Origin of the sequence: Kitasatospora sp. NPDC093550 (assembly GCF_044764985.1) — a bacterium.
Classification (GTDB): Bacteria; Actinomycetota; Actinomycetes; order Streptomycetales; family Streptomycetaceae; genus Kitasatospora.
Genome location: NZ_JBIWJF010000006.1, coordinates 175,893 through 196,475 on the forward strand (window position 1 = coordinate 175,893; position 20,583 = coordinate 196,475).

A 20,583-nucleotide genomic window follows, 5' to 3' on the forward strand; every position below is an offset into this window, starting at 1 on the left:
GGGGGGGGGGGGGGGGGGGGGTGGTGGTTTGGGGGGGGGGGGGGGGGGGGGGGCGGCCGCCCCCCCCCCCCCGGCGGGCGCGGCCCCCCCCCCCCCCCCCCCCCCCCCCCCCCCCCCCGCCGCACTCCGCGGCTCCGCCGCTCAGCCCTCCGTCGCTCCGCCCTCCGTCGCGTCCCACGGCCGGCGGCTGCCCGCCGGGAACCCGGCCCGCGCGGCGAGGGCGAGCGCGGCCGCCGGCCGCAGGTCCTGCGCATCGGCCGAGTACGCCGGGACCGGCGCCAGTCCAGCCTCCGTCAGGCGCTGCGCGCGGGCGGCGTCCAGCAGTTCGTCCAGACGGCGGTGGAAGCCGGCGACGTACGCCCCAAGGCCGGGTGGAGGCCGTCCGAGGGCTACTTGGCCTCGACCCGTCCGACCGGGTCGGGGTCGCTGGCCAGGGCCTCGCACGCGGTGTGCCAGGCCGGGTCGCCGGGGTCGAGCCGGCTGTGGAGGTAGGCGGCGGTGAGCCGCCCGAGGGCGGCGACCCGTCCGGGGTTCTCGTCGGTGGTCTCGGCGGCGTCGTACCCGGCGATCCCGCCGAGTCCGTGCTCCGCGTCGAACAGGGTCAGCAGGGACTTGGGGCCGGGGGCGAGGGTGTAGGGGTCGGCGTGCCAGTCCGGGCCCATGTCGGTGAAGTGCCGGGGGTCGTCCTTGTCGCCCGCGACGACCAGGGCGGGGGTGGTCATGGTGGAGAAGTCGACGGCTCCGATGATCGGCCACTGCTCGGCCATCGGGCCGTTGAGGACCTCGCCACCCCTGCCGGGCGCGGCGAGCAGCACGCCCGCCGTGATCCGCGGCTCCGCCAGGCGCACCACGTCGCCGGTGGCGGGGTCGTGGAGCCCGGCGCCCAGCAGGAGGGCGGCGGTGAAGCCGCCGAGCGAGTGCCCGGCGAGGGCGACCTTGGTGCGGTCGATCCGTCCCGCGAGCTGCGGGACGGTGCGCTCGATCACGTCGAGCCGGTCGAGGACGTGGGTCATGTCCTCGGCGCGGGAGCGCCAGAAGTCCGGTGCGCCGGGGGCGTCGGCGACCAGGTGGCTCAGCGTCCGGGAGGTGAGGTGGGTGGGCTGGATGACGACGAACCCCTGGGCCGCCCAGGAGTTGGCGAGCGGCGCGTAGCCGTTCAGCGAGGACAGGTTGTTCGAGGGGCCGTGTCCGTGGGAGAGCAGGAGGACGGGAAGGCCGCGTCCGGTCGCGGGTGCGGAGACGCGCACCTGGAGGTCCACCGGCCGCCCGGGCACGGACAGGACCACCGGGCTGTACGACAGGACGGGCACGGGGACGGGTGCGGTCTGGGTGGATGCGCTCATCGGGGTCCTTTCGCGGATGCTCCCGGCTTCGGCCGGGGGCGTCCCGCTTCGGCTAACCTGAAGCGGAACGCTGTCCCATTTACTATCCGGAACATGGTTCCGTTTTGTCAACGGTCTCGGAGGGAGACGTCGTGTCCAGCGAGAGCCCCACGGGGAAGGCGTCGGCGCGGAGCAAGCGGGCCGACGCGCTGCGCAATCAGCAGGCGCTGCTCGCGGCCGCGGCCGAGGTGTTCGTGGCCGCCGGCGTCGATGCGCCGGTCCGCCAGATCGCGGCCAGGGCGGGGGTCGGAACGGGAACGATCTACCGGCACTTCCCGACCCGGGCCGATCTCATCACGGCCGTCTACCGCCACCAGATCGAGGAGTGCGCGCAGGCCGGCCCGCGGCTACTGGCCGACGCCGACTCCCCGTTCGCCGCCCTGTGCCAGTGGATCGACCTCTTCGTCGACTTCCTGGTCACCAAACACGGACTGGCCGACGCGATGCAGTCCGACGGCAGCGGCTTCGCCGCACTCCACAGCCACTTCCTCGACCGCCTGCTGCCGGTCTGCGCGCAGTTGCTCGACGCCGCGGTCCAGGCGGGTGAGATCGGGCCGGACACCCGGCCCTACGAACTGATGCGCGGCATCGGCAACCTGTGCATCGGAGGCGCGGACCCGCAGTACGACCCGCGGCGCCTGGTCGAACTCCTCCTGCACGGACTGCGGCTCTGACGGGTGCGGCGGGGCGTCCCCGCCCGCGCGGGGTGGTGGGCCGTCAGGAGTGCTGGAGCGGGAGGAGGCCGCGTTCGGTGAAGACCTTCTTGGCGACGAAGGTGGCGTTCAGGGCCTTGGGGAAGCCGCAGTAGCCGGCGGAGTGCAGCAGGGCCTCGACGATCTCCTCGGGGGTGAGTCCCACGTTCAGGGAGGCGTTGATGTGGACCTCCAGCTGCGGCTCGCAGCCGCCGAGCGCGGTGAGCATGCCCAGGGTGACCAACTGGCGGTCGCGCGGGGCGAGTTGGGGGCGGTTGTAGATCTCCCCGAATCCCCAGGCGACGATCTGGTGGCCGAGTTCGGGGCTGATGTCCTCCAGTGACTCCACCACCCGGCGCCCGACCTCGCCGTCGATCCGGTCCAGCACCTCCAGCCCGTGCTCGAAGCGCTCCCGGCGGACCTGCGCGTCGTTCGTGCCCATGTGTCGCACTCCTGTCTCCGGGCCGCCCGTACCGGCGGCCGCGTCGCGTTTTCGACCTGGGCAGAACCGTAGGACTTGGAGTGCGCTCCAACTCAAGCCCGACACTCCCGCCCCCGCGGGGGAGGGCGGCGGGGGCGGGCCGGGACGTCGGGGTGACCGGGTGTCAGGCGCGGTGGTACTGGGCCGGGGTGGGGACCTCGCCGCCGAGTTCGGCGGCGGCGTGGCGGGCCCAGTACGGGTCGCGCAGCAGCTCGCGGCCGAGCAGGACGGCGTCGGCGCGGCCCTGGGTGATCAGGGCCTGGGCCTGGGCGGGGTCGGTGATCAGGCCGACGGCGGCCACGGGCAGGCCGGCCTCGCCCCGTACGGCCTCGGCGAAGGGCACCTGGAAGCCGGGCGCGGCCTCGATCCGGGCGTCCGGGACGATTCCGCCGGTGGAGACGTCCAGCAGGTCGACGCCGTGCGCCTGCAGTTCCTTGGCGAGGCGGACGGTGTCCTGGGAGGTCCAGCCCTCGCGGCCGTCCTCGGGGTTCTCGGTGAGCCAGTCGGTGGCGGAGACGCGGAAGAAGACCGGCAGCCCCTCGGGCCACACGGCGCGCACCGCGTCGACGACCTCCAGTGCGAAGCGGATCCGGCCCTCGAAGGAGCCGCCGTAGCCGTCGGTGCGGCGGTTGGTGTGGGGGGAGAGGAACTGGTGGATCAGGTAGCCGTGGGCGCCGTGGACCTCGGCGACCTGGAAGCCGGCGTCCAGCGCGCGCCGGGCGGCGTCGGCGAACTGCCGCACGATCGCGCCGATCTGGTCCTCCGTCAGCTCGTGCGGCGCGCTGTGGGCGGGGGAGAAGGGCTCGGTGCCGGGGCCGACCGGCGTCCAGCCGTGCTCCTCGTCCGCGGCCAGCGGGCGCCCGCGCTCGACCCAGGTCCGCTCGGTGGAGGCCTTGCGCCCGGCGTGGGCGAGCTGGATCGCGGGGACGGTGCCCTGGGACGTCAGGAAGGCGGTGATCCGGCGGAAGGCCGCGGCCTGCTCGTCGTTCCAGATCCCGAGGTCGTACGGGCTGATGCGACCCTCGGGGCTGACCGCGGTGGCCTCGGTGATGATCAGTCCGGTGCCGCCGGCGGCGCGCGCCGCGAGGTGGGTGAAGTGCCAGTCCGTCGGCACCCCGGCCGCCACCCCGTCCGGCAGGGCGCTGTACTGGCACATCGCCGGCATCCAGATCCGGTTGGGGATGGTCAGCGAGCGCAGGGTGTACGGGGTGAAGAGGGTGGTGCTCACGTCGGACTCCCGGTGGGGTCGGCGGCGCCGGACAGAGGGCGGCGACCGCAACTGCTTGCAGCTGCAACTTATGTATTCAAAGATAGTTGCACGCGCCTGACATTTGCAAGGAGTGCGGTATGTGCAGGGAGTGCTCCGACCGCCTCCCGCCCCCGGAACGCGCCGCGGCGCCCAGAGCCGCCGCGGCGCTCGGAGCCCGCCGCGGCGCTCGGAGCCCGCCGCGGCGCTCAGAGCAGGCCACCCGGCCGCAGCAGCCCGCGGGCCCGGGCGGCCAGGCCGTCGGCCCCGCACCGGCCGGCCAGCTCCAGCCCGCGGGTGAGCGCGGCCCGGGCACCCGGTGCGGTGGTCCCCAGCGCCTGCCCCAGGTCGACCAGTGCGAGCGCGTGCTCGTAGCGGGCCGGTGAGCGCTCCAGCACGCCGACCGCCTCCGCCAGCAGCTCGGCCGCGCGGGACCGCTCGTGGACGGCGGCGCACAGCCGCAGCGCGCTGCCCACCGCCGACTCCGTCCCCGACTCCCGGGCCCGGCGCACCGCCTCCGCGGCCAACTCCCGGGCCCGCTCCGGCTCCTCGGGCGCCACCGCCCGCGCCAGGTGGCCCAGCCACGGTGCCCACACCGTGTTGCGCCACCCGCGCGCGTCCAGGGCCGCCCCGGCGGCGGCCAGCGTCGCCGCCGCGCCCGCCGCGTCGCCCCGGGCCAGCAGCAGGCGCCCGTACAGCGTCGGGGCGTCCGGCAGCACCATCACCGTCGGGTACGGCGGAGCGAAGGCGTGGTCGCGCGCGAGCTCCAGCGCCTCCTCCAGCCGGCCGCGGGCGGCCAGCGTCTCGGCCAGCGCCCCGACCGCGTCCCAGTGCAGGGGGACGTCCGGCCCGATCCGCTCGGCGATCCGCAGCGCCCGGCGCAGGTAGTCCTCCGCCGCGGCGAGCGCTCCGCACCGGAAGCGCAGCATGCCGGTCAGCAGGTAGGCGAAGCCCAGGTGGCCGCCGCTCCACCCGGCGACCTCGTACGCCCGCACCGCCTCCACGAACAGCTCCTCCGCCCGGTCGACCCGGTCGGCGTACAGGTAGCTGATGCCCAGGATCCCGGGCAGCTCGAAGCCCCAGGTGGTGTTGGTCCAGCCCAGACTGCGCGGCAGCCGCCCACCCGGCAGCGCGGACTCGCCCAGGGCGAGCGCCTGCGCACGGTCGACGCCGCGCAGCGTGAGGTCCCAGCAGCGCAGTACGGCCACCGCGTGCGCCAGCCCGTCGCGTTCGAACACCGCCCCGCCCGCCGCCTCCCCGCCCGCGCCGGGGTCGCCGACGCCCGCGCCGATGTCGCTGAAGGCCAGACCGACCGTGCCCAGCATCCGGTCGAACTCCGCCAGACGCCGCGAACGGCCCGGCCCGTCCGGATCCCGCGACTGGAACGCGGCGAACATGAAGTGCGCGACCTCCAGGCGCAGCCGCCCCGGCCCGGGCCCGCCGGCAGCCGCCTCCTCGGCGCACAGCGCGGCGGCCTCGCCGACCCGGTTGCTGTGCGCGAGGGCCTGGGCGAGCCGGAAGACCGCGTCCACCCGCAGCTCCGGGCCCAGCCCGTACGGGTCGGCCAGCGCCAGGCGCAGCTGGTTGACGGTCGTCGCCGGATCGGTCAGCAGCGCCGAGCAGCCGAGTTCGTAGAGCACCTGGGCGCGGTCCTCGTCGGCGGGCGGCTCGCTGATGGCGCGGCGCAGGCAGCGCTGCGCCGCTTCGGGCGCGCCGATGGCCAGGTGCTCGCGGGCCGCCCGGCGCAGCTTGTCGACGATCGCGCCGTCCCCCTCCGGCAGGATCTCCAGCAGGTGCCGGGAAGCCGCCAGCAGGCCGAGGCCGGCGTTCTCCAGCTCGACGGCGGCCACCCCGTGCATCCCGGTACGGGTGGACGGCGGCATCGACTGGTACACCGAGGTGGCGATCAGCGGGTGGACGAACTCCAGCCGGCCCGCCGCGGTGCCGGTCAGCACCCGGTGGCGCCGCAGCTCCCGCACCGACTGGGCGGCGGTCTCCGGGCCCTGGGCGCAGATCGCGGCCGCGAGGTCGGGGCGGATGTCGGTGTCCAGCACGGACGCCGCCCAGGCGAAGCGCAGCGTGGTCGGACCGAGCCGCTCCAGCCAGTGCCGCAGCGTCATCCCCCGCGCGGTGGCGGCGAGTTCGCGCAGCTGCCCGCTGCTCTCCTCGACCGGGTCGAGCCGCTGGTCGGCCACCTCGCGCAGCAGGGCCGCGGTCTCGTACGGGTTGCCGCCGGTGACCGCCCACACGTGACGGCAGAAGGCGTCCTCGGCCGCGGCACCAAGGGCCTCGCGGACCAGGTGCGCGACCGAGGCGGGCTGCAGCGGGCGCAGTTCGTGCCGGCGGTCGGCCCGCTCGGCGAGGCCGCGCTGCAGTGCCAGGGCGTCGTCGGGGAACTCGTCGCGGCTGGCCAGCACCAGCAGGGCCGGAAGCTCCCGGACCCGGACCGCGAACCCTGCCAGCCAGCCCAGCGACTCCGGATCGGCCCAGTGCAGGTCGTCGACGATCACGGCCAGCGGGGAGCGCACCTGCACGAGGCGGGTGAGGACGAAGTCCAGCCCGTCCCGCACCCCCTGCGGGTCGAGCTGCCCTCCCGGCGGCACCAGGCCGGTCGCCGGGCCGACGACGTCCTCCCACGGACCGAAGGCCCGGGCCCGCTCCTCGTCGGACAGGGCCGCGAGCACCGGGCGCACCAGCTGGCGCACCACGTGGAACGGCTCGTGGCACTGGCGCTGCCCGCCCCGGGCGAACAGCACCGTGCAGCCGGCGTGCCGCGCGGCCCGCCGCACCTCGGTCAGCACCGCGGTCTTGCCCAGTCCCGCCGCGCCCGTGTACAGCAGCAGCTCCCCGACCTCGGTGCCGACGGGCCCGGTGAGCGCCTCGATCGCCCGGCTCGCCGAGCGGATCTCGGCCTCGCGCTCGTGCAGCCGACCACCCTCCGCGCCGGCCCCGCCTCCGCCCCCGGGCTTCATCTCGGTCACCTTGCCTCCAATTCGCCGTGTCGAAAAGGCCGTTGAGAGGCCGACGGTACTGCCGCGGAGGCGGCCGCGGTGGGGGCTTGACAAAGCCGTCCGACGGCCGTCCCGAAAACCCGTTGGCCCCCGGCCGTCCGGCCCGCGATACTTCGCGCGGTACCAGAGGGCGGGACCGGATGCCGGGTGGAACGGGCAAGGGGGAGTGCGTTTTTGGAGGTCTTCACGTGCGAGGGGTGCGGTGCCGTCCTGACCGCGCCGTTGTCCCGGGTCCCGTTCCCCGTCTACGCCCACGCCTCCTACGGCAACGGCCACCCGATGCCCGTCCTGATGGCCTCGGGCACCTACGCCGCTGACGACGACCCGGCCGGGGACACCCGCTTGATCGTGATCGCCCCCGGCGACGCCGTCGGCACCGCCCTGGTCCAGCGCCGCGAGTACGGCGCCTGCTGCGGCATCGACGGCCGTTACGGCCCGAACGTCACCTGCGCCGGCTGCGGCCGCAAGGTCGCCACCAGGGTGGACGACTGCTCGCTGTGGCAGGCCACCTGGCTGGAACCGCACGCGGTGCGCGCCGTACCCGCGGGCCCGGACCGCCCGGTCGCCGGCTGGGCCGAGCTCACCGCGCGGTGGTGCGCCACCGAACCGCTGGACCAGTCGGGCGAGTGGGACCCGCGCTGGGAGGCGGAGGCCTCCGTGACCCTCGCCCACCTGCACCACCTGGCGCAGGGCGCGCTCATCACCCTCCCCGGCGGCCCGTTCGCGGACGCCTTCCGCCCGCTCCTCGGCGAACTGCCGCCCCCGGCACCCGGCCCCGCCCTGCGCGCGGTCCTGGCCGGACCGGGGCTGCCGCTCTCCGGCCCCCTGCCCGACATCGCCGTGGTCCCGCGCCACCCGCAGACCGGCGAAGCCTGGCCCACACCCCCGGGCGTGGCCGCCGCACCACTGGCCGCCGCGTACTGGACGCACTTCGCGTACCTCCGCGAGCGACTGATCCGGCCCGCCGCCGGCCGGCTGCCCGCGGACGTCGAACGCGACGACCTCCTGCCGCCCCACCCCCGGCGCCCCGTCCTCCTCGTCTGGGGGGCCTACGCCACCGCCCTGGAGCGCCTCGGGCACGCTCCGGTCAACGGCCGGTGAACCAGCGCCGGCGCCGCCCGGAAGACCCCGGGCGGCGCCGATGGTTCACACGCCGGCCGTCAGCGCACCAGCTGTCAACGCACCGCCTGCGGGACGCGCTGCGCCGGGACGGACGGCGCCGCACGCCCGGCCGACGAGGCGTCGGCCGCCGGAGCCGCGCCCAGCGCCGTGCCCCGGGTCTCCTCCGCCCACAGCACGCACACCAGCAGACCCAGCGCCGTGGTGCCCGCCGCGATCAGCATGGTCGGCCCGGTGCCCAGCCCGGTCAGCGACAGCGGCAGCAGGTAGGTGCCGACGGCCGCGCCGATCCGGCTCACCGAGGTGGCCACACCCACCGCCGTGGCCCGGATCTCGGTCGGGAACAGCTCGTTGGGGTAGGTCCAGTCGAGCACGTTCGGCCCGCCGCACAGGAAGGCGTACGCGCACAGCGCCAGCAGGGCGACCGCGGCCGGGGCACCCGGCCACACGCCCAGCAGCGCCAGCGGCACGGTCATCAGGGCGAACGACCAGATGATGACGGGCCGTCGCCCCCGGCTGTCGATCAGGCGCAGCGCCGGGTAGCAGCCCAGCAGGAACACCAGGCTGATCAGCCCGGTGCCGAGGGTCTCCATCACGGTGCCGCCCGGCATGCCGAAGGAGGAGAGGATCTGCGGGCCGAAGGTGAGCATCGCGAACAGCGGGCCGACCTGGCAGAGGAAGAACAGGCCGCAGAACAGGGTGCGGCGCCGGTAGGGCTGGGTCAGCAGCAGGCGCAGCCCGCCCGGGCCGCCGCGCCCGGCCGGATCGGGCATCAGCTCGCGGCCGTCGACCCGCACCCCCAGGTGCTTCTCGACCACGCGCACCGCGTCACCGACCCGCCCGTTCGCGGCCAGCCAGCGCGGCGACTCCGGCGAGCCGCGCCGGATCACCAGGAACACCACGCACAGCACCGTCGAACTCGCCAGCATCCACCGCCAGCTGCCCGGCCCCGCCAGCTCCAGGAACAGGTAACCCACCACGTACGCGAGCACCGAGCCCGCGTACCAGGCCACGATCTGCTGACCGAGCAGCCGCCCGCGGTGCTTGGCGGGCAGCCACTCGGCGAGCAGAGAGGTCGCGATCGGGTAGTCGGCGGCCACGGCCATGCCGAGCACGAAGCGCAGCACGGTGATCGCCCACACCGCGTCGACCCAGAAGGAGGCCACCGAGCAGGCCACCATCACCAGCAGGTCGGCGGTGTACATCACCTCCCGGCCGATCCTGTCGGTCAGCACGCCGAACAGCGCGCCGCCGACGAACATGCCCACCAGGGCGGCGGCGCCGATCAGACTGACCTCGGCGGTGGACAGCCCGAGGTCGGGACGCATCCCGATCAGGGCGACGCCGACGATGCTCAGGATGTAGCCGTCCAGCAGCGGCCCGCCCGAGCAGGCCAGGGCCAGCCTGCGGTGGAAGGCGGTATACGGGGCGTTGTCGATGGTCTGGGACATGTGCTTGGGGTCCTCCGGAGCGTACGGCGGGCGGCGCTGCGCCCGTCCGTGCGCCGGGTAGACGGCGGGGAACGACGCCGCCCGGCTCGGGCGGCGCCACCGCCCGATCACACCGGGCGACCGTCCACGGTTGCCCGGCCCGGCCACCGTCACCACCGGGGCGAAGGTCGGCCGGATTCGTGCCCAAGGTCCCGAAGCGGACAGGCCCTCCGCCCGTGCCGGATCGCCGCCCGGCCAGTCCTGCCGCGGCCGACGGCCGCCGCGGGGCCGTACCGCCGCCCGATCGCGTCCGCGCGGTGACGCTCGTCACCCCGAGGGGCCCAACCGGCCCTCACCCGTGACCCGTGTCACATCGTCAGCGGTCAGGTGCCCACCTCGGGCCGCCGCCCGGGGTTGGGCCGGGGGACGCGCGGGATAGCCTGGCCGCCGACACGGGAACGAGGGGGGAACCGGGGCCGATGACGTACGCGACGACACCGGACGGCGTCCGCATCGCCTACCAGCTCCAGGGCGGCCAAGGCCAGGGCGGCCAGAGCGGCCAGGACAGCGAGGGGACGCCGACGCTGGTCCTGCTCGCGGGCCAGGCCAACAACCACCACTGGTGGGACGCGGTCCGCGCCGACTTCCACCCCGCCCGCAGCACCCTCACCCTCGACTACCGCGGCACCGGCGACAGCGACAAGCCCGACACCCCGTACAGCACCGAGCTGTTCGCCCGGGACGTCGTCGCCGTCCTCGACGAACTCGGCATCGACCGGGCCGACGTCTACGGCACGTCCATGGGCGGACGGGTCGCCCAGCAGCTCGCCGCCCGCCACCCGCACCGGGTCGGCGCCCTGGTCCTCGGCTGCACCTCACCCGGCGGCCCGCACGGCGTCGAACGCGGCAACGACGTCCGCCGGGCCCTGGCGCAGACCCGCCCCGGCGCCGCCCGGCAGGCCCTGCTGGAGCTGATGTACACGCCCCGCTGGCTCGACTCCCACCCCGGCCCGCACCACACCCTCGGCGACCCCGACATGCCCGCCCACGCCCGGCACCACCACCTGGTGGCCAGCAACCGGCACGACGCCTGGGACCTCCTGCCGCGGATCGCCGCGCCCACCCTGGTCGTCCACGGGAGCGACGACCTGCTCAACCCCGCCGCCAACGCCCCCCTGCTGGCCGACCGCATCCCCGGCGCCCGGCTGCACCTGATCCCCGGCGCCCGGCACGCCTACTTCGAGGAGTTCCACGCCCAGGCCGGGCCCCTCGTCCTGGACTTCCTCACCACCGCCCCGCGCGGGCCGGCGCAGCTGGTCTGACTGCCCCCGGCCGCCGAGCCGGCCCGCCGGCCCGCCGACCGACGACCCCGCACGCTCCGGCAGGAGCGTGCGGGGCCGCACCGGGCCTCCCGGTTCCGCGTCGGGCTACCGGCTGTGGTCGTCGGCCGTGGACCCGGTGGTGCGGCCGGCGGTGAGGGCGGGGAGGAGCGGGAACGCGATGAGCAGCGCCACCGCGACGAGCAGGCCGCTCGCCCAGAGCGGCCCGAGACGTCCGGCGTCGGTGCCCAGGGCGGCCGCGGCGATGACGGGGCCGGCCGCGGCGCCCGCGTTGAGTGCCGCGGTCGCGTACGAGCCGGCCATGGTGGGGGCTCCCGCGGCCTCGTAAAGGACCCGCGTGATCAGCGTGCCGCCCAGCGCGAACGACAGCGCCCCCTGCGCGAACACGAGGACGAACAGGGCGACCGGCTCGTCGGCCGTGACCGCCAGAGCCGGCCAGCCGACGACCAGCAGCGGCCCGCCGACCGCGACGACCGCCCCGGGGCGCCGGTCGGACAGCCGTCCGGCGACGGTGGCGCCCACGAAGGAACCGGCACCGAAGAGCACCAGCGCGACGGAGACCCACAGCTCGCCCAGCCCGGCGCCGCCGGTCACCACGGGGGCGAGGAAGGTGAGGCTCGCGAACGTCGCCGCGTTCACCAGCGCGCCGAGCAGCATCACCAGGACCAGCCGCGGCCTGGCGAGCTCGGCGAGTTCCGCGCGCAGGACCGGCCCGCCGGCCGCCCCGTCCCCGTCACGCCCTGCCGGGATCCCCCTCAGGATGCCGAGCGCCGCCGGCAGGCAGAGCGCGGCGACGGCCCAGAACACGGCCCGCCAGCCGAGCACCGCGCCGAGCACCGATCCCCCGGGGACACCGGCGACCGTGGCCACCGTCGTGCCCGACAGCAGCACGGCCAGCGCGCGTCCCCTCCGGTCGGACGGGACCAGCGCGGCGGCAGCCGTCAGGGCCACGGCGAGGAACCCGGCGTTCGCGAGCGCGGCCACGACCCGGGTGGCGAACAGGACGGGGAAGCCCGGGCTGACGGCGCCCACGGCGTGAGCCGCCGCGAAGACGAGCACGAACCCGAGCAGGGCGGCGCGCCGGGGCCAGCGCCGGGCGAGCGCGGCCACCAGCGGGGCACCGACCAGCATGCCGACCGCGAAGGCCGAGGTGAGCGCGCCAGCCGTCCCGACGGTGACGTCGAGATCCGAGGCGATGTCCGGCAGGAGGCCGGCGAGCATGAACTCCGAGGTCCCCATGGCGAAGACCGCCAGGGCGAGCAGGTACAGCGGAAGAGGCATCGAGTGGCTCCGAGGTGAGAGAGGCACGAGAAGGTCATCTCGTCACCGCGGCCAGCCCCGGGCGCACACGCGTCCCACCGCCGTCCCTCCGCCGTCCCCCGGTGGGGAGCGGCGCGCGACGACAGGGCTACGGGCTCAGTGGTTCAGGGGGCTGACGGCGTGACCGAAAGCCCCCACCGTGTCCGACTCAGGACTCGACATGGTCCGTACGCTACCTCCCGCCCCCGGGGGCACGGCAACCGCCCGTTCCGGAGAGCGGACCGACTCGCTTGACCTCAAGTCGACTTGAGCTACCAGACTGGCCGGCATGCCGAACGACACCGCAACCAGCAGCCGTCAGCCCGTCCTCCCTCAGCCGGTTCTCCCGCTGACCGACACCGCGCTCGACGAGATCGCCGCCCGACTGGCCGCCGGGGCCACGGTGATCGGCGTCGGGGAGTCCACGCGCTTCTCCCGGGAGACCTTCGGGGTACGGGACCAGCTGTTCCGCCGACTCGTCCGCGACCACGGCTTCCGCGCGCTGGCCCTCCAGGACGGTGCCGGTGCCGCCGCGGCCCTCGACGCGTACGTGGCCGGCGGCGAGGGCACGGCCGCGTCCGCGCTGGCCGGCGCCTGGAGGCCGTGGCGCACCGAGGAGACGGCCGGCGCCCTGGAGTGGATCCGGGCGTTCAACCGGGAGCACGCGGACGACCCGGTCCGGATCATCGGCGTCAAGCCCGTCCAGGCGGCGCCCGCCGACTACGACGCCGTCCTGGAGCACGTGCGCGCGGTGGCGCCGGAGCGGCTCGCGCAGCTGACGGCCCACCTGGAGCCCATCCGCACCGCCCACACGCTCGACGAACACGTCCAGCGGGCGCGTGGAGTCCACCCGGGACGGCCGTTCGCCGAACACGCCCGCGACGCCCTCGCGTTGGTCGAATCCCTCCCGGGGGCCGGCGGGGAGGCGCTCGCGCGGATGCGCCTCATCCTGGAGTTCCACGACCGCAGCGTCGCCGGGCGCGGCACCTTCGCGGGCGAGGCGGAGGTCGGGGCCGACCTCGTCACCGACTTCCAGCGCCGGACCGGCCTGCGCACCGTCTACTGGGACGGCATCGCCCACACCTCCGCGACCGACACCGCCTTCGGTCTCGCCCCCGAGCAGGGCGCGCAGGCCACCACCGGCAGTCTGCTGCGCAAGCGCTACGGCGGGCAGTACGTCTCCGCGGCGATCGGCTTCCACCACGGTGACCTCGGCGTGGCCGTCGTCCCCGCCCCGGGCGCGGACCTGGTCGACGCGGAACTCGGCGGGACGGACCTGCCCGCCCACTGGCTGGACCTGCGCCAGGACGCCGTCCGCAGGCGGTGGGACGGACCGGCGAAAGCCCGCGTCATCAGCGGCGTCTACACCGTGGAGCGGGACGCCGTCGAGCACCTGGCCGTCGACTCCCTGGCCGAGGCCTTCGACCTCCTCATCCACATCCGCGAGGTCTCCCCGGTGCACTGGCTGGCCTGAGCGCGGGCGCGTCGGGCACTTGCGGTCAGCCGACCGGGACGGGGACGCCCCGGATGAGCAGCGGCAGGCCCGCGCCGTGCTCCCAGGCGTCCCAGGCGTCCTCGACGCGCCGGAGCTGGTCGTCCGCCATGACGCGGCGCAGCTTGGGCTGGGGCACCCAGTGCAGCGCGCGGATACCCGTGGGCGGCTGGTGCGGCCGGACGGCCCCGGCCTGCCGGGCGGTGACCACCCCGCCCGCGTACACGAAGTCCAGGGCCTCGGGGAGTTCGCAGGCGGGGGAGTAGTCGACGGTGAGGATGGTGCGGAGGGGAAGGACGAGCCCGGTCTGCGTCTCCAGGTGCCGGCGGGCGGCGAAGTGCGGGAGCTCGTTCTGCTCGGCGCTGCCGCCGGGCAGGGTCAGTCCGTCGTGATGGGCGGAGTCGACGAGCAGGACGAAGAAGTCGCCCGATCCTTTGGGGTCCTCGCGCAGGACGAACACCTGCTGCCCCGACCGCCGGCCGGGAGGCTTGCTGTCACCGAGGATCGCGCTCAACTCTGCTCCCCGTGCGAGGACTTGCCGTCGGACTGAAAGGGCCACCCGTCGAACGGCCGGCGCCGCGCCTTCCCCCCGGTCCCCGGCGCGCACTCCCGCGGGTGCAACGACTCGATCAAGCCGAGATCCACCAGCCGCTCGGGCCCGGTCGCCCCCAGCGGCCGCAGCACCGCCTTCCCGAGGAACACCTCCACGAACACCCCCTCGCTGGGCCGCCCGTCGTGCGGTCTGCTGAAGTCCCGCACCACCTCGTGGAGTTGGAAGGGGGGAGAGGGATTCCGAGCGTCAGACATGAGGTCTCCACAGGTAGCACTGCGCTTCCGGCGAATCACCGGGTGTAGCCATGGTGGTGCCTCGCTAGCTACGATTGCCAGCCTTCAACCTTCACTGTTCCGTCGAGTGACAAGGCAGGGAGAGCCATGGGGCACGATGAAGACGATCAGTCCTTGTCTCCTGCTGTGCGCTTCGGCAATGAACTCCGCAGGCAACGGCGCGCAAGAGGGTGGTCCCAGGCGTCCCTGGGCAAGCGCATGGGCTACAGCCATGGGCTGATCTCATACCTCGAAGGGGCCAAGAAGCCCGTAACCCGTAAATTTGCGGTTGCAGCCGACCGGGTGTTCGAGACGGACGGGATGTTCGTCGAGCTGTGGCGCAGGATCTCAAATGCCAGCCTGCTGGAAGGATTCGATGAGTACGTCGAGTCCGAGGCGCGGTGCCGAAGGATTCGTACCTTTGAATTAAACGTCATGCCGGGCCTGTTCCAGACAGAGGCATACGCGACGGCCCTGGCGACTGCGGCGGTTCTTCGAGGCAGCATCACCAAGGCCCAGGCTCAGGAGCGAGTCGACTTCCTGATGGGGCGTCAGCAGGTGCTTCGCCGTGATCCGCCGCCGACAGTGCACGCCGTCATGGATGAAAGCTGCTTGCTCCGGCCAGTGGGGGGACGGGGCGTCATGGTCCGCCAGCTTCAACACCTTGAGAGTCTGGCCGAGCTTCCAACGGTGACCCTTCAAATCGCCCCCTTCGCCTTGGGGGAGCACGTCCCGTTCACGATGCCCATCGTTCTGCTGACACTGCGAGACCGTTCGATTGTCGGCTATGCCGAGTCCCAGGCACGTGGCATCGTGGAGCGAGGGCGCACCACGGTCGAAGGCTGGGACAGTGACTACGATCAGCTCCAGGTGGAGTCACTGTCCAAAGTGGCTACGCTCGACCGGATTCGCGCTGCTTGGAAGGACCTTGAATGATCAGCCCCACTCTCGACCTCGCTGGCGCCAGATGGCAAAAGTCCGGTTACAGCAACAACGGGGGCAACTGTGTGGAGGTGGCTCCCGGCTTCCCCGGTGTGATGCCCGTCCGCGATTCCAAGGACCCCAACGGACCGGCTCTGGTCTTCCCCGCCGAGGCCTGGGTGGCGTTCGTCGCGGCTGTCCGTGGTGGCGAGTTCGGCGACGTCTGAGCAGATCCGTAGGCCCGGACCGCGCCTACGCGCGGTCCGGCCATCGTTTTGAGTGGCTCGCGAGTCAGGAGCGCCAGACCCGGCGGACGTGGGCTCGCAGCCCGCGTCCGCCGGGTGCATCCTTACGATTCGTCAGCCGACGGCTGCTCGTCGTACGAGGACGTGCCCTCGTCCAGCAGCGGCTCCTGCGTCTTGAGGTGCGCCGGGGCCAGGGCCCGCAGCGCGTGGTAGCCGGTGATGACGACCAGGGTGCCCAGGGCGATGCCGCTGAGGGTGAAGGTGTCGGTGAACTTCATCGTCACGTTGCCGACGCCGATGATGATGCCCGCCGCGGCCGGGACGAGGTTGAGCGGGTTGCGCAGGTCGACGCCGGACGTGGTCCAGATCTGGGCGCCGAGCAGGCCGATCATGCCGTACAGGATGACGGTGATGCCGCCGAGCACCCCGCCGGGGATCGCGGCGACGACGGCGCCGAACTTGGGGCAGAGGCCGAACAGCAGGGCGAAGCCGGCGGCCGTCCAGTACGCGGCGGTGGAGTAGACCCGGGTGGCGGCCATGACGCCGATGTTCTCCGAGTAGGTGGTGTTCGGCGGGCCGCCCACCGCCGTGGAGAGCATGGAGGCCACGCCGTCCGCCGAGATCGCGGTGCCGAGCTTGTCGTCCAGGTTGGTGCCGGTCATCTCGCCGACGGCCTTGACGTGGCCGGCGTTCTCGGCGACCAGGGCGATCACCACGGGCAGGGCGACCAGGATCGCGGACCACTGGAAGGACGGGCCGTGCAGGGTGGGCAGGCCGACCCAGTCGGCCTTGCCGACGCCGGACAGGTCCAGGCGCCAGTGGTCGGTCAGGTGGCCGCTCGCGTCGACCGAGTGGATCTTGCCGAAGACCCGGTCGAACAGCCAGGAGATCCCGTACCCGAAGACCAGCCCCAGGAAGATCGCCACCCGCGACCAGAAGCCGCGCAGGCCCACCACGGCCAGCCCGGTGAACAGCATCACCAGCAGCGCCGTCCACTGGTCCTGCGGCCAGTACGTGGAGGCCGTCACCGGGGCCAGGTTGAAGCCGATCAGCATGACGACCGCGCCGGTGACGACCGGCGGCATCGCCGCGTGGATGATCCGCGCCCCGAAGCGCTGGACCGCCACGCCCACCAGGAACAGCGCCACGCCGACCACGAACACCGCGCCGGTCACCGTCGCGCTGGTGCCGCCCTGGGCCCGGATCACCGCGGCGACGCCGACGAAGGACAGCGAGCAGCCCAGGTAGCTGGGCACCCGGCCGCGGGTGGCGAGCAGGAAGATCACGGTCGCCACGCCGGACATCATGATGGCGAGGTTCGGGTCGAGGCCCATCAGTACGGGCGCCACGAAGCTCGCCCCGAACATCGCCACCACGTGCTGGGCGCCGAGGCCTACCGTGCGGGGCCAGGAGAGCCGTTCGTCGGGGCGGACCACCGCCCCCGGTGCGGGCGTGCGCCCGTCACCGTGCAGCTTCCAGCGCACGCCGAGATCCATGAGGGGACTTCGCTTTCTCTGTACTTCCGAGGAACCGTCGGCACCATTCTGATGGCCGCCGGATGCCCGGACGATCACCAGCCCCGCCCCCGCGGACGCGGCCCCGCACACCGGAACGCCCCCGCCGCCGGGCGCGGCGGGTAGAACGATCCCCCGGCAGGGAAAGTGACGTCGCATCAGGCAACGACGGGGCGCCACCGTGTCCGAACGGTTCGTCCCCGTCGTCCGCCCGCCCGCCCGAGGGAGCCGCGATGACCGTGCCGCCGCAGCCGACCTGCCCGCACCACCCGAACCTCCCGAACCAGCAGGGCTGCCCGTACCCCCCGGGCTGCCCGAACCTCCAGACCCGCCAGAGCGAACTGCTGGAGCTCTACAAGCTCGCCGTGGAGATGGCCGACCGCATCTCGGCCCGCCGGGGCACCGCCAACACCTTCTTCCTGTCCGTGCAGACCGCCCTGGTCACCCTCATAGGCTTCGGCATCCCCAAGCTCTCCGAGTCCCCGTGGTGGGTGTCGACGGCCGTCGCGCTGGCCGGCCTCACCCTCTCCGTCGCCTGGTGGATGCAGCTGCGCAGCTACCGGGACCTCAACGCCGCCAAGTTCGCGGTCATCAACGAGCTGGAGGCGGAGCTCGCGGCGCGGATCTACACCGACGAGTGGCAGTCCCTCAGGAACCTCACCCGCAGCGGCCGCTGGCACAAGCACTACACCGAACTGGGCACCAGCGAACGGTCGGTGCCGGTGGTCTTCGCGGCCGCCCACCTGATCCTGCTCACCGGCACGCTGGTCACCGGCACACTGGCTTCATGAGTCACCTCGATCCGATCGCCGACCTCATCCGCGCCTGCCTGCCCACGGAGGCGAGGCCTCCCGCGGGCTCCGACGACCTCTTCCGGATCTACGCCGTCCTGCTCCAGGCCAAGGGCGACCAGGTCACCGACGAGGACGTCCACAACGCCTGGACCGCCTGGGCGCAGTCCACCGACGACAGCCACAAGTCGCTGGTGGCCTTCGACGAACTCGACGCGCCCACCCGCGCCCTGGACGCCCCCTACACCCGCGCCATCCGTACCGCCGCCCGCCGCCTGCGCCATTCCACGGCCTGACCCCACGGCCTGACCCCACGGCCTGACCGACGACCCCACGGCCGCGGGCCCGCGCCCCGGCCCCCCGGCCACGGCCGGGGTTCAGGGCGCGGCGGCCTCCAGGTCGTCGACGGTGCCGGACATCACGGTGCGCAGGTGGCGGGTGAGGTGCTCGGCGGGCCAGTGCCACCAGGCGAGCGCGAGCAGCCGGGCGACGTCCGCCTCCGGGTAGCGCGGGCGGAGCACCCGGGCCGGGTTGCCGCCGACGACGGCGTAGTCCGGGACGTCGGAGGTGACGACGGACCCGGCGGCGACGATCGCGCCGTGGCCGATGCGCACCCCGGGCAGGACGGTGACGCCGTGGCCGAGCCACACGTCGTGGCCGACCACGGTGTCGCCGCGCCCCGGCAGGCCGGTGATCAGGTCCAGGTGCTCGGCCCAGGCACCGCCCATGATCGGGAAGGGGAAGGTGGAGGGGCCGTCCATCCGGTGGTTGGCGCCGTTCATCACGAACCGCACCCCGGTGGCGAGGGCGCAGAACTTGCCGATGACGAGCTTCTCCGGCCCGTAGTGGTACAGCACGTTGCGGGTCTCGAACGCCGTCGGGTCGTCGGGGTCGTCGTAGTACGAGTACTCGCCGACCTCGATCAGCGGCGAGGTGACCAGCGGCTTGAGGAGCACCACCCGGGGCTGCTCGGGGAAGGGGTGCAGCACGGTCGGGTCGGGCACGGCGGGGATCACGGCGGCACGCTCTCGGATCGGTGACGGGACGCGGGCGACGGCGCGCGGGCCGACGGCGGCGGGACGCTCCATGATCCACCGGGCCGGGGGCTTCCGGCAGCCGGTTCGTCTGCCATCCACCCGGTCCCCGGACGGGTTTCACGAAACCTCCACCCGGGGTGGCCGCATCGACCGGCCGTCACGGGGTAGCCGGGGCGTTCGACCGTGTCGACACGAGGAAGGGACTCCCATGGCCGTGAGCACTGGTGAACCGACCGTCTGCGCCGACCCGTCGACGGACCTCCCGTCGGCGGCTCTCCCGTCGGCGGCCGGCCCGTCGACGGGAGAGCCGCCGTCCCCGCCGTCCCCGCCCGCCGTGCCCCCGCTGCCCGCCGCGCCCGTCGGGTCCGCCGCCGGCCTGCGGGACCTGCTCCCGCCCCAGCTCGCGGCGGTCGAGGACCCGCGGGAGGTCGCCCCGGCCGACGCGCGGGAGCTCACCCGGGTGCTGCTGCGCCGCCTCGGCACGCTGGAGGAGGGCACCCGGGAGTACTCCTACGTCCGCGCCACCCTGGTGGAGATGAACCTGTCCCTGGTGCGGTTCGCGATCCGCCGCTTCACCACGCACCGCGAGCCGCAGGAGGACCTGCTGCAGGTCGGCGCGGTCGGCCTGATCAAGGCCATCGACCGCTTCGACCCGGACCACGGCGTCGAGTTCACCAGCTTCGCCCTGCCGACCGTCCTCGGCGAGATCCGCCGCCACTTCCGCGACACCACCTGGGCCGTCCACGTGCCGCGCCGCCTCCAGGAGCTGCGCATCGTCCTGGCCAAGGCCCAGGACAGCCTCGCGCAGGAACTGGACCGGGCCCCCACGGTGGCCGAACTGGCCGAGCGCCTGGACCTGTCCGAGGAGGAGGTGGTCGAGGGCCTGACCGCCGCGAACGGGCACACCGCCGGCTCGCTGGACACCGGCACGGAGGACGACGAGCGCCCCGGCCCGCTGGGCGAGCGCCTGGGCGGCGAGGACCCGGAGCTCGCCCTGGTCGAGAACCTGGTGGCGCTCAAGCCGCTGGTCGCCGCGCTGCCCGAGCGCGACCGGCTCATCCTGTCGATGCGCTTCTGCGAGGACCTGACGCAGTCCCAGATCGGCGCCCGGCTCGGGCTGTCCCAGATGCACGTCTCCCGGCTGCTCGGGCGCACCCTACGGCACCTGCGCGAGGGACTGGAGGAAGGCTGACCCCTGCTTGGCCGACGGGCGGGATCTCCGTATGGTCGGAGGGCACGGACATGGAGGGGACGACGATGACGCCATCCGACAACGACCAGGCAGACCGCGTGCTGGAAGCCTTCCCGCCCCGGGCGGGGCAGGCGGTGGAGGTCCGTCCCGGGGCGGGCGGCGCGGAGGTGTGCGTGCTGGCCGGCGACCTCGACATCGAGAACCTCGCCCCGGCCGCCCGGGCGCTCACCGCCCTGGTCGCCCGGCGGCCCCGCGCGGTGGTGGTCGACCTGTCCGGCGTCGGCTTCTGCGACTCCTCCGGCCTGAACCTGCTGCTCAAGACGCGGCTGGCGGCGGAGGAGGAGGGGGTGGCCCTGCACCTGGCCGCGGTGCCGCCCACCGTCATGCGGGTCCTCGAACTGACCGGAGCGCACGCGGTGTTCTCCCTCCACGCGTCCGTCGAGTCGGCCCTGAGGGCCTGAGCCGGCGCCGGCCCGGGGTCGTCCGCCGGTGCTCACGGGGTTGTGCCGTTCGGGCCACGGCCCGGGGGCCGGGCGGTGCATAATCCCGAAAGCGCCGGGAAACCG

The 20,583-nt window shown here is 74.1% G+C and carries 19 protein-coding genes; 10 read left to right on the forward strand and 9 right to left on the reverse strand.

Going from position 1 to position 20,583, the window contains the following annotated elements; translation table 11 throughout:
- Positions 1 to 389: 389 nt before the first annotated feature.
- Positions 390 to 1,343: an alpha/beta hydrolase family protein gene (locus ACIRD3_RS11720; RefSeq protein ID WP_402214370.1), complete on the reverse strand. Its 954-nt coding sequence runs from the start codon at positions 1,341 to 1,343 to the stop codon at positions 390 to 392.
- A 131-nt stretch (positions 1,344 to 1,474) separates the two neighbouring features.
- Between ACIRD3_RS11720 and ACIRD3_RS11725 the strand changes: the two genes are divergently transcribed.
- Positions 1,475 to 2,056: a TetR/AcrR family transcriptional regulator gene (locus ACIRD3_RS11725; RefSeq protein WP_402214371.1), complete on the forward strand. Its 582-nt coding sequence runs from the start codon at positions 1,475 to 1,477 to the stop codon at positions 2,054 to 2,056.
- A 43-nt stretch (positions 2,057 to 2,099) separates the two neighbouring features.
- Here ACIRD3_RS11725 and ACIRD3_RS11730 read toward each other — a convergent pair whose 3' ends face one another.
- From ACIRD3_RS11730 to ACIRD3_RS11740, 3 genes are all read right to left on the reverse strand, one after another.
- Positions 2,100 to 2,516, reverse strand: coding sequence for a carboxymuconolactone decarboxylase family protein (locus ACIRD3_RS11730; protein WP_402214373.1), 417 nt, complete (start codon positions 2,514 to 2,516; stop codon positions 2,100 to 2,102).
- A 163-nt stretch (positions 2,517 to 2,679) separates the two neighbouring features.
- Positions 2,680 to 3,783: an NADH:flavin oxidoreductase/NADH oxidase gene (locus tag ACIRD3_RS11735; protein WP_402214375.1), complete on the reverse strand. Its 1,104-nt coding sequence runs from the start codon at positions 3,781 to 3,783 to the stop codon at positions 2,680 to 2,682.
- Positions 3,784 to 4,010: 227 nt separating this feature from the next.
- On the reverse strand, positions 4,011 to 6,773 hold the full coding sequence (locus tag ACIRD3_RS11740; RefSeq protein ID WP_402214748.1) for an ATP-binding protein: 2,763 nt from the start codon (positions 6,771 to 6,773) through the stop codon (positions 4,011 to 4,013).
- A 213-nt stretch (positions 6,774 to 6,986) separates the two neighbouring features.
- Between ACIRD3_RS11740 and ACIRD3_RS11745 the strand changes: the two genes are divergently transcribed.
- Positions 6,987 to 7,913, forward strand: coding sequence for a hypothetical protein (locus ACIRD3_RS11745; protein WP_402214377.1), 927 nt, complete (start codon positions 6,987 to 6,989; stop codon positions 7,911 to 7,913).
- Positions 7,914 to 7,987: 74 nt separating this feature from the next.
- Here ACIRD3_RS11745 and ACIRD3_RS11750 read toward each other — a convergent pair whose 3' ends face one another.
- Entirely contained in the window at positions 7,988 to 9,382 is a 1,395-nt protein-coding gene (locus tag ACIRD3_RS11750; RefSeq protein WP_402214378.1) for an MFS transporter, read from the reverse strand.
- A 458-nt stretch (positions 9,383 to 9,840) separates the two neighbouring features.
- Here ACIRD3_RS11750 and ACIRD3_RS11755 point away from each other — a divergent pair, with 458 nt between their 5' ends.
- Complete coding sequence (locus ACIRD3_RS11755) at positions 9,841 to 10,683, forward strand: alpha/beta fold hydrolase (protein WP_402214380.1); 843 nt, start codon at positions 9,841 to 9,843, stop codon at positions 10,681 to 10,683.
- Between the two features lie 105 nt (positions 10,684 to 10,788).
- Here ACIRD3_RS11755 and ACIRD3_RS11760 read toward each other — a convergent pair whose 3' ends face one another.
- Positions 10,789 to 11,982, reverse strand: a complete 1,194-nt coding sequence (locus ACIRD3_RS11760; RefSeq protein WP_402214382.1) for a Cmx/CmrA family chloramphenicol efflux MFS transporter — start codon at positions 11,980 to 11,982, stop codon at positions 10,789 to 10,791.
- Between the two features lie 307 nt (positions 11,983 to 12,289).
- Here ACIRD3_RS11760 and ACIRD3_RS11765 point away from each other — a divergent pair, with 307 nt between their 5' ends.
- The gene (locus ACIRD3_RS11765) at positions 12,290 to 13,474 is read left to right on the forward strand and encodes an erythromycin esterase family protein (protein WP_402214384.1); all 1,185 of its coding nucleotides are present in this window, start codon (positions 12,290 to 12,292) and stop codon (positions 13,472 to 13,474) included.
- A 25-nt stretch (positions 13,475 to 13,499) separates the two neighbouring features.
- Here the strand turns inward: ACIRD3_RS11765 and ACIRD3_RS11770 are convergent, their stop codons facing one another.
- The gene (locus tag ACIRD3_RS11770) at positions 13,500 to 14,006 is read right to left on the reverse strand and encodes an NUDIX domain-containing protein (protein WP_402214386.1); all 507 of its coding nucleotides are present in this window, start codon (positions 14,004 to 14,006) and stop codon (positions 13,500 to 13,502) included.
- A 419-nt stretch (positions 14,007 to 14,425) separates the two neighbouring features.
- Here ACIRD3_RS11770 and ACIRD3_RS11775 point away from each other — a divergent pair, with 419 nt between their 5' ends.
- On the forward strand, positions 14,426 to 15,253 hold the full coding sequence (locus tag ACIRD3_RS11775) for a helix-turn-helix domain-containing protein (RefSeq protein WP_402214388.1): 828 nt from the start codon (positions 14,426 to 14,428) through the stop codon (positions 15,251 to 15,253).
- On the forward strand, positions 15,250 to 15,465 hold the full coding sequence (locus ACIRD3_RS11780) for a DUF397 domain-containing protein (RefSeq protein WP_402214389.1): 216 nt from the start codon (positions 15,250 to 15,252) through the stop codon (positions 15,463 to 15,465). The genes ACIRD3_RS11775 and ACIRD3_RS11780 overlap by 4 nt, the downstream gene beginning before the upstream one ends.
- Positions 15,466 to 15,587: 122 nt before the next feature.
- Here ACIRD3_RS11780 and ACIRD3_RS11785 read toward each other — a convergent pair whose 3' ends face one another.
- Complete coding sequence (locus ACIRD3_RS11785) at positions 15,588 to 16,979, reverse strand: uracil-xanthine permease family protein (RefSeq protein WP_402214390.1); 1,392 nt, start codon at positions 16,977 to 16,979, stop codon at positions 15,588 to 15,590.
- Positions 16,980 to 17,230: 251 nt separating this feature from the next.
- Here ACIRD3_RS11785 and ACIRD3_RS11790 point away from each other — a divergent pair, with 251 nt between their 5' ends.
- Together ACIRD3_RS11790 and ACIRD3_RS11795 are read left to right on the forward strand one after the other, a co-directional pair.
- Positions 17,231 to 17,788 (forward strand): hypothetical protein, encoded by a 558-nt coding sequence (locus ACIRD3_RS11790; protein WP_402214392.1) that lies wholly within the window; start codon positions 17,231 to 17,233, stop codon positions 17,786 to 17,788.
- A complete protein-coding gene (locus ACIRD3_RS11795; RefSeq protein ID WP_402214394.1) occupies positions 17,785 to 18,084 on the forward strand; it encodes a hypothetical protein in 300 nt (99 codons plus the stop codon). The genes ACIRD3_RS11790 and ACIRD3_RS11795 overlap by 4 nt, the downstream gene beginning before the upstream one ends.
- Before the next feature lie 81 nt (positions 18,085 to 18,165).
- Here ACIRD3_RS11795 and ACIRD3_RS11800 read toward each other — a convergent pair whose 3' ends face one another.
- The gene (locus ACIRD3_RS11800) at positions 18,166 to 18,801 is read right to left on the reverse strand and encodes a CatB-related O-acetyltransferase (protein WP_402214750.1); all 636 of its coding nucleotides are present in this window, start codon (positions 18,799 to 18,801) and stop codon (positions 18,166 to 18,168) included.
- Positions 18,802 to 19,033: 232 nt separating this feature from the next.
- On the opposite strand from ACIRD3_RS11800, the gene ACIRD3_RS11805 reads away from it, so the two are divergent.
- Complete coding sequence (locus ACIRD3_RS11805) at positions 19,034 to 20,017, forward strand: RNA polymerase sigma factor SigF (RefSeq protein ID WP_402214396.1); 984 nt, start codon at positions 19,034 to 19,036, stop codon at positions 20,015 to 20,017.
- A gap of 65 nt (positions 20,018 to 20,082) precedes the next feature.
- Positions 20,083 to 20,478, forward strand: a complete 396-nt coding sequence (locus ACIRD3_RS11810; RefSeq protein ID WP_402214397.1) for an STAS domain-containing protein — start codon at positions 20,083 to 20,085, stop codon at positions 20,476 to 20,478.
- Positions 20,479 to 20,583 lie beyond the last annotated feature (105 nt).

Excerpts from the sequence above, each read along its gene's own strand:
- ACIRD3_RS11775 (WP_402214388.1), top strand. The coding sequence starts at position 14,426 with ATGGGGCACGATGAAGACGATCAGTCCTTGTCTCCTGCTGTGCGCTTC.
- ACIRD3_RS11780 (WP_402214389.1), top strand. The coding sequence starts at position 15,250 with ATGATCAGCCCCACTCTCGACCTCGCTGGCGCCAGATGGCAAAAGTCC.
- ACIRD3_RS11755 (WP_402214380.1), top strand. The coding sequence starts at position 9,841 with ATGACGTACGCGACGACACCGGACGGCGTCCGCATCGCCTACCAGCTC.
- ACIRD3_RS11785 (WP_402214390.1), bottom strand. The coding sequence starts at position 16,979 with ATGGATCTCGGCGTGCGCTGGAAGCTGCACGGTGACGGGCGCACGCCC.
- ACIRD3_RS11765 (WP_402214384.1), top strand. The coding sequence starts at position 12,290 with ATGCCGAACGACACCGCAACCAGCAGCCGTCAGCCCGTCCTCCCTCAG.
- ACIRD3_RS11805 (WP_402214396.1), top strand. The coding sequence starts at position 19,034 with ATGGCCGTGAGCACTGGTGAACCGACCGTCTGCGCCGACCCGTCGACG.
- ACIRD3_RS11720 (WP_402214370.1), bottom strand. The coding sequence starts at position 1,343 with ATGAGCGCATCCACCCAGACCGCACCCGTCCCCGTGCCCGTCCTGTCG.
- ACIRD3_RS11795 (WP_402214394.1), top strand. The coding sequence starts at position 17,785 with ATGAGTCACCTCGATCCGATCGCCGACCTCATCCGCGCCTGCCTGCCC.
- ACIRD3_RS11790 (WP_402214392.1), top strand. The coding sequence starts at position 17,231 with ATGACCGTGCCGCCGCAGCCGACCTGCCCGCACCACCCGAACCTCCCG.
- ACIRD3_RS11740 (WP_402214748.1), bottom strand. The coding sequence starts at position 6,773 with ATGAAGCCCGGGGGCGGAGGCGGGGCCGGCGCGGAGGGTGGTCGGCTG.
- ACIRD3_RS11730 (WP_402214373.1), bottom strand. The coding sequence starts at position 2,516 with ATGGGCACGAACGACGCGCAGGTCCGCCGGGAGCGCTTCGAGCACGGG.
- ACIRD3_RS11750 (WP_402214378.1), bottom strand. The coding sequence starts at position 9,382 with ATGTCCCAGACCATCGACAACGCCCCGTATACCGCCTTCCACCGCAGG.
- ACIRD3_RS11810 (WP_402214397.1), top strand. The coding sequence starts at position 20,083 with ATGACGCCATCCGACAACGACCAGGCAGACCGCGTGCTGGAAGCCTTC.
- ACIRD3_RS11760 (WP_402214382.1), bottom strand. The coding sequence starts at position 11,982 with ATGCCTCTTCCGCTGTACCTGCTCGCCCTGGCGGTCTTCGCCATGGGG.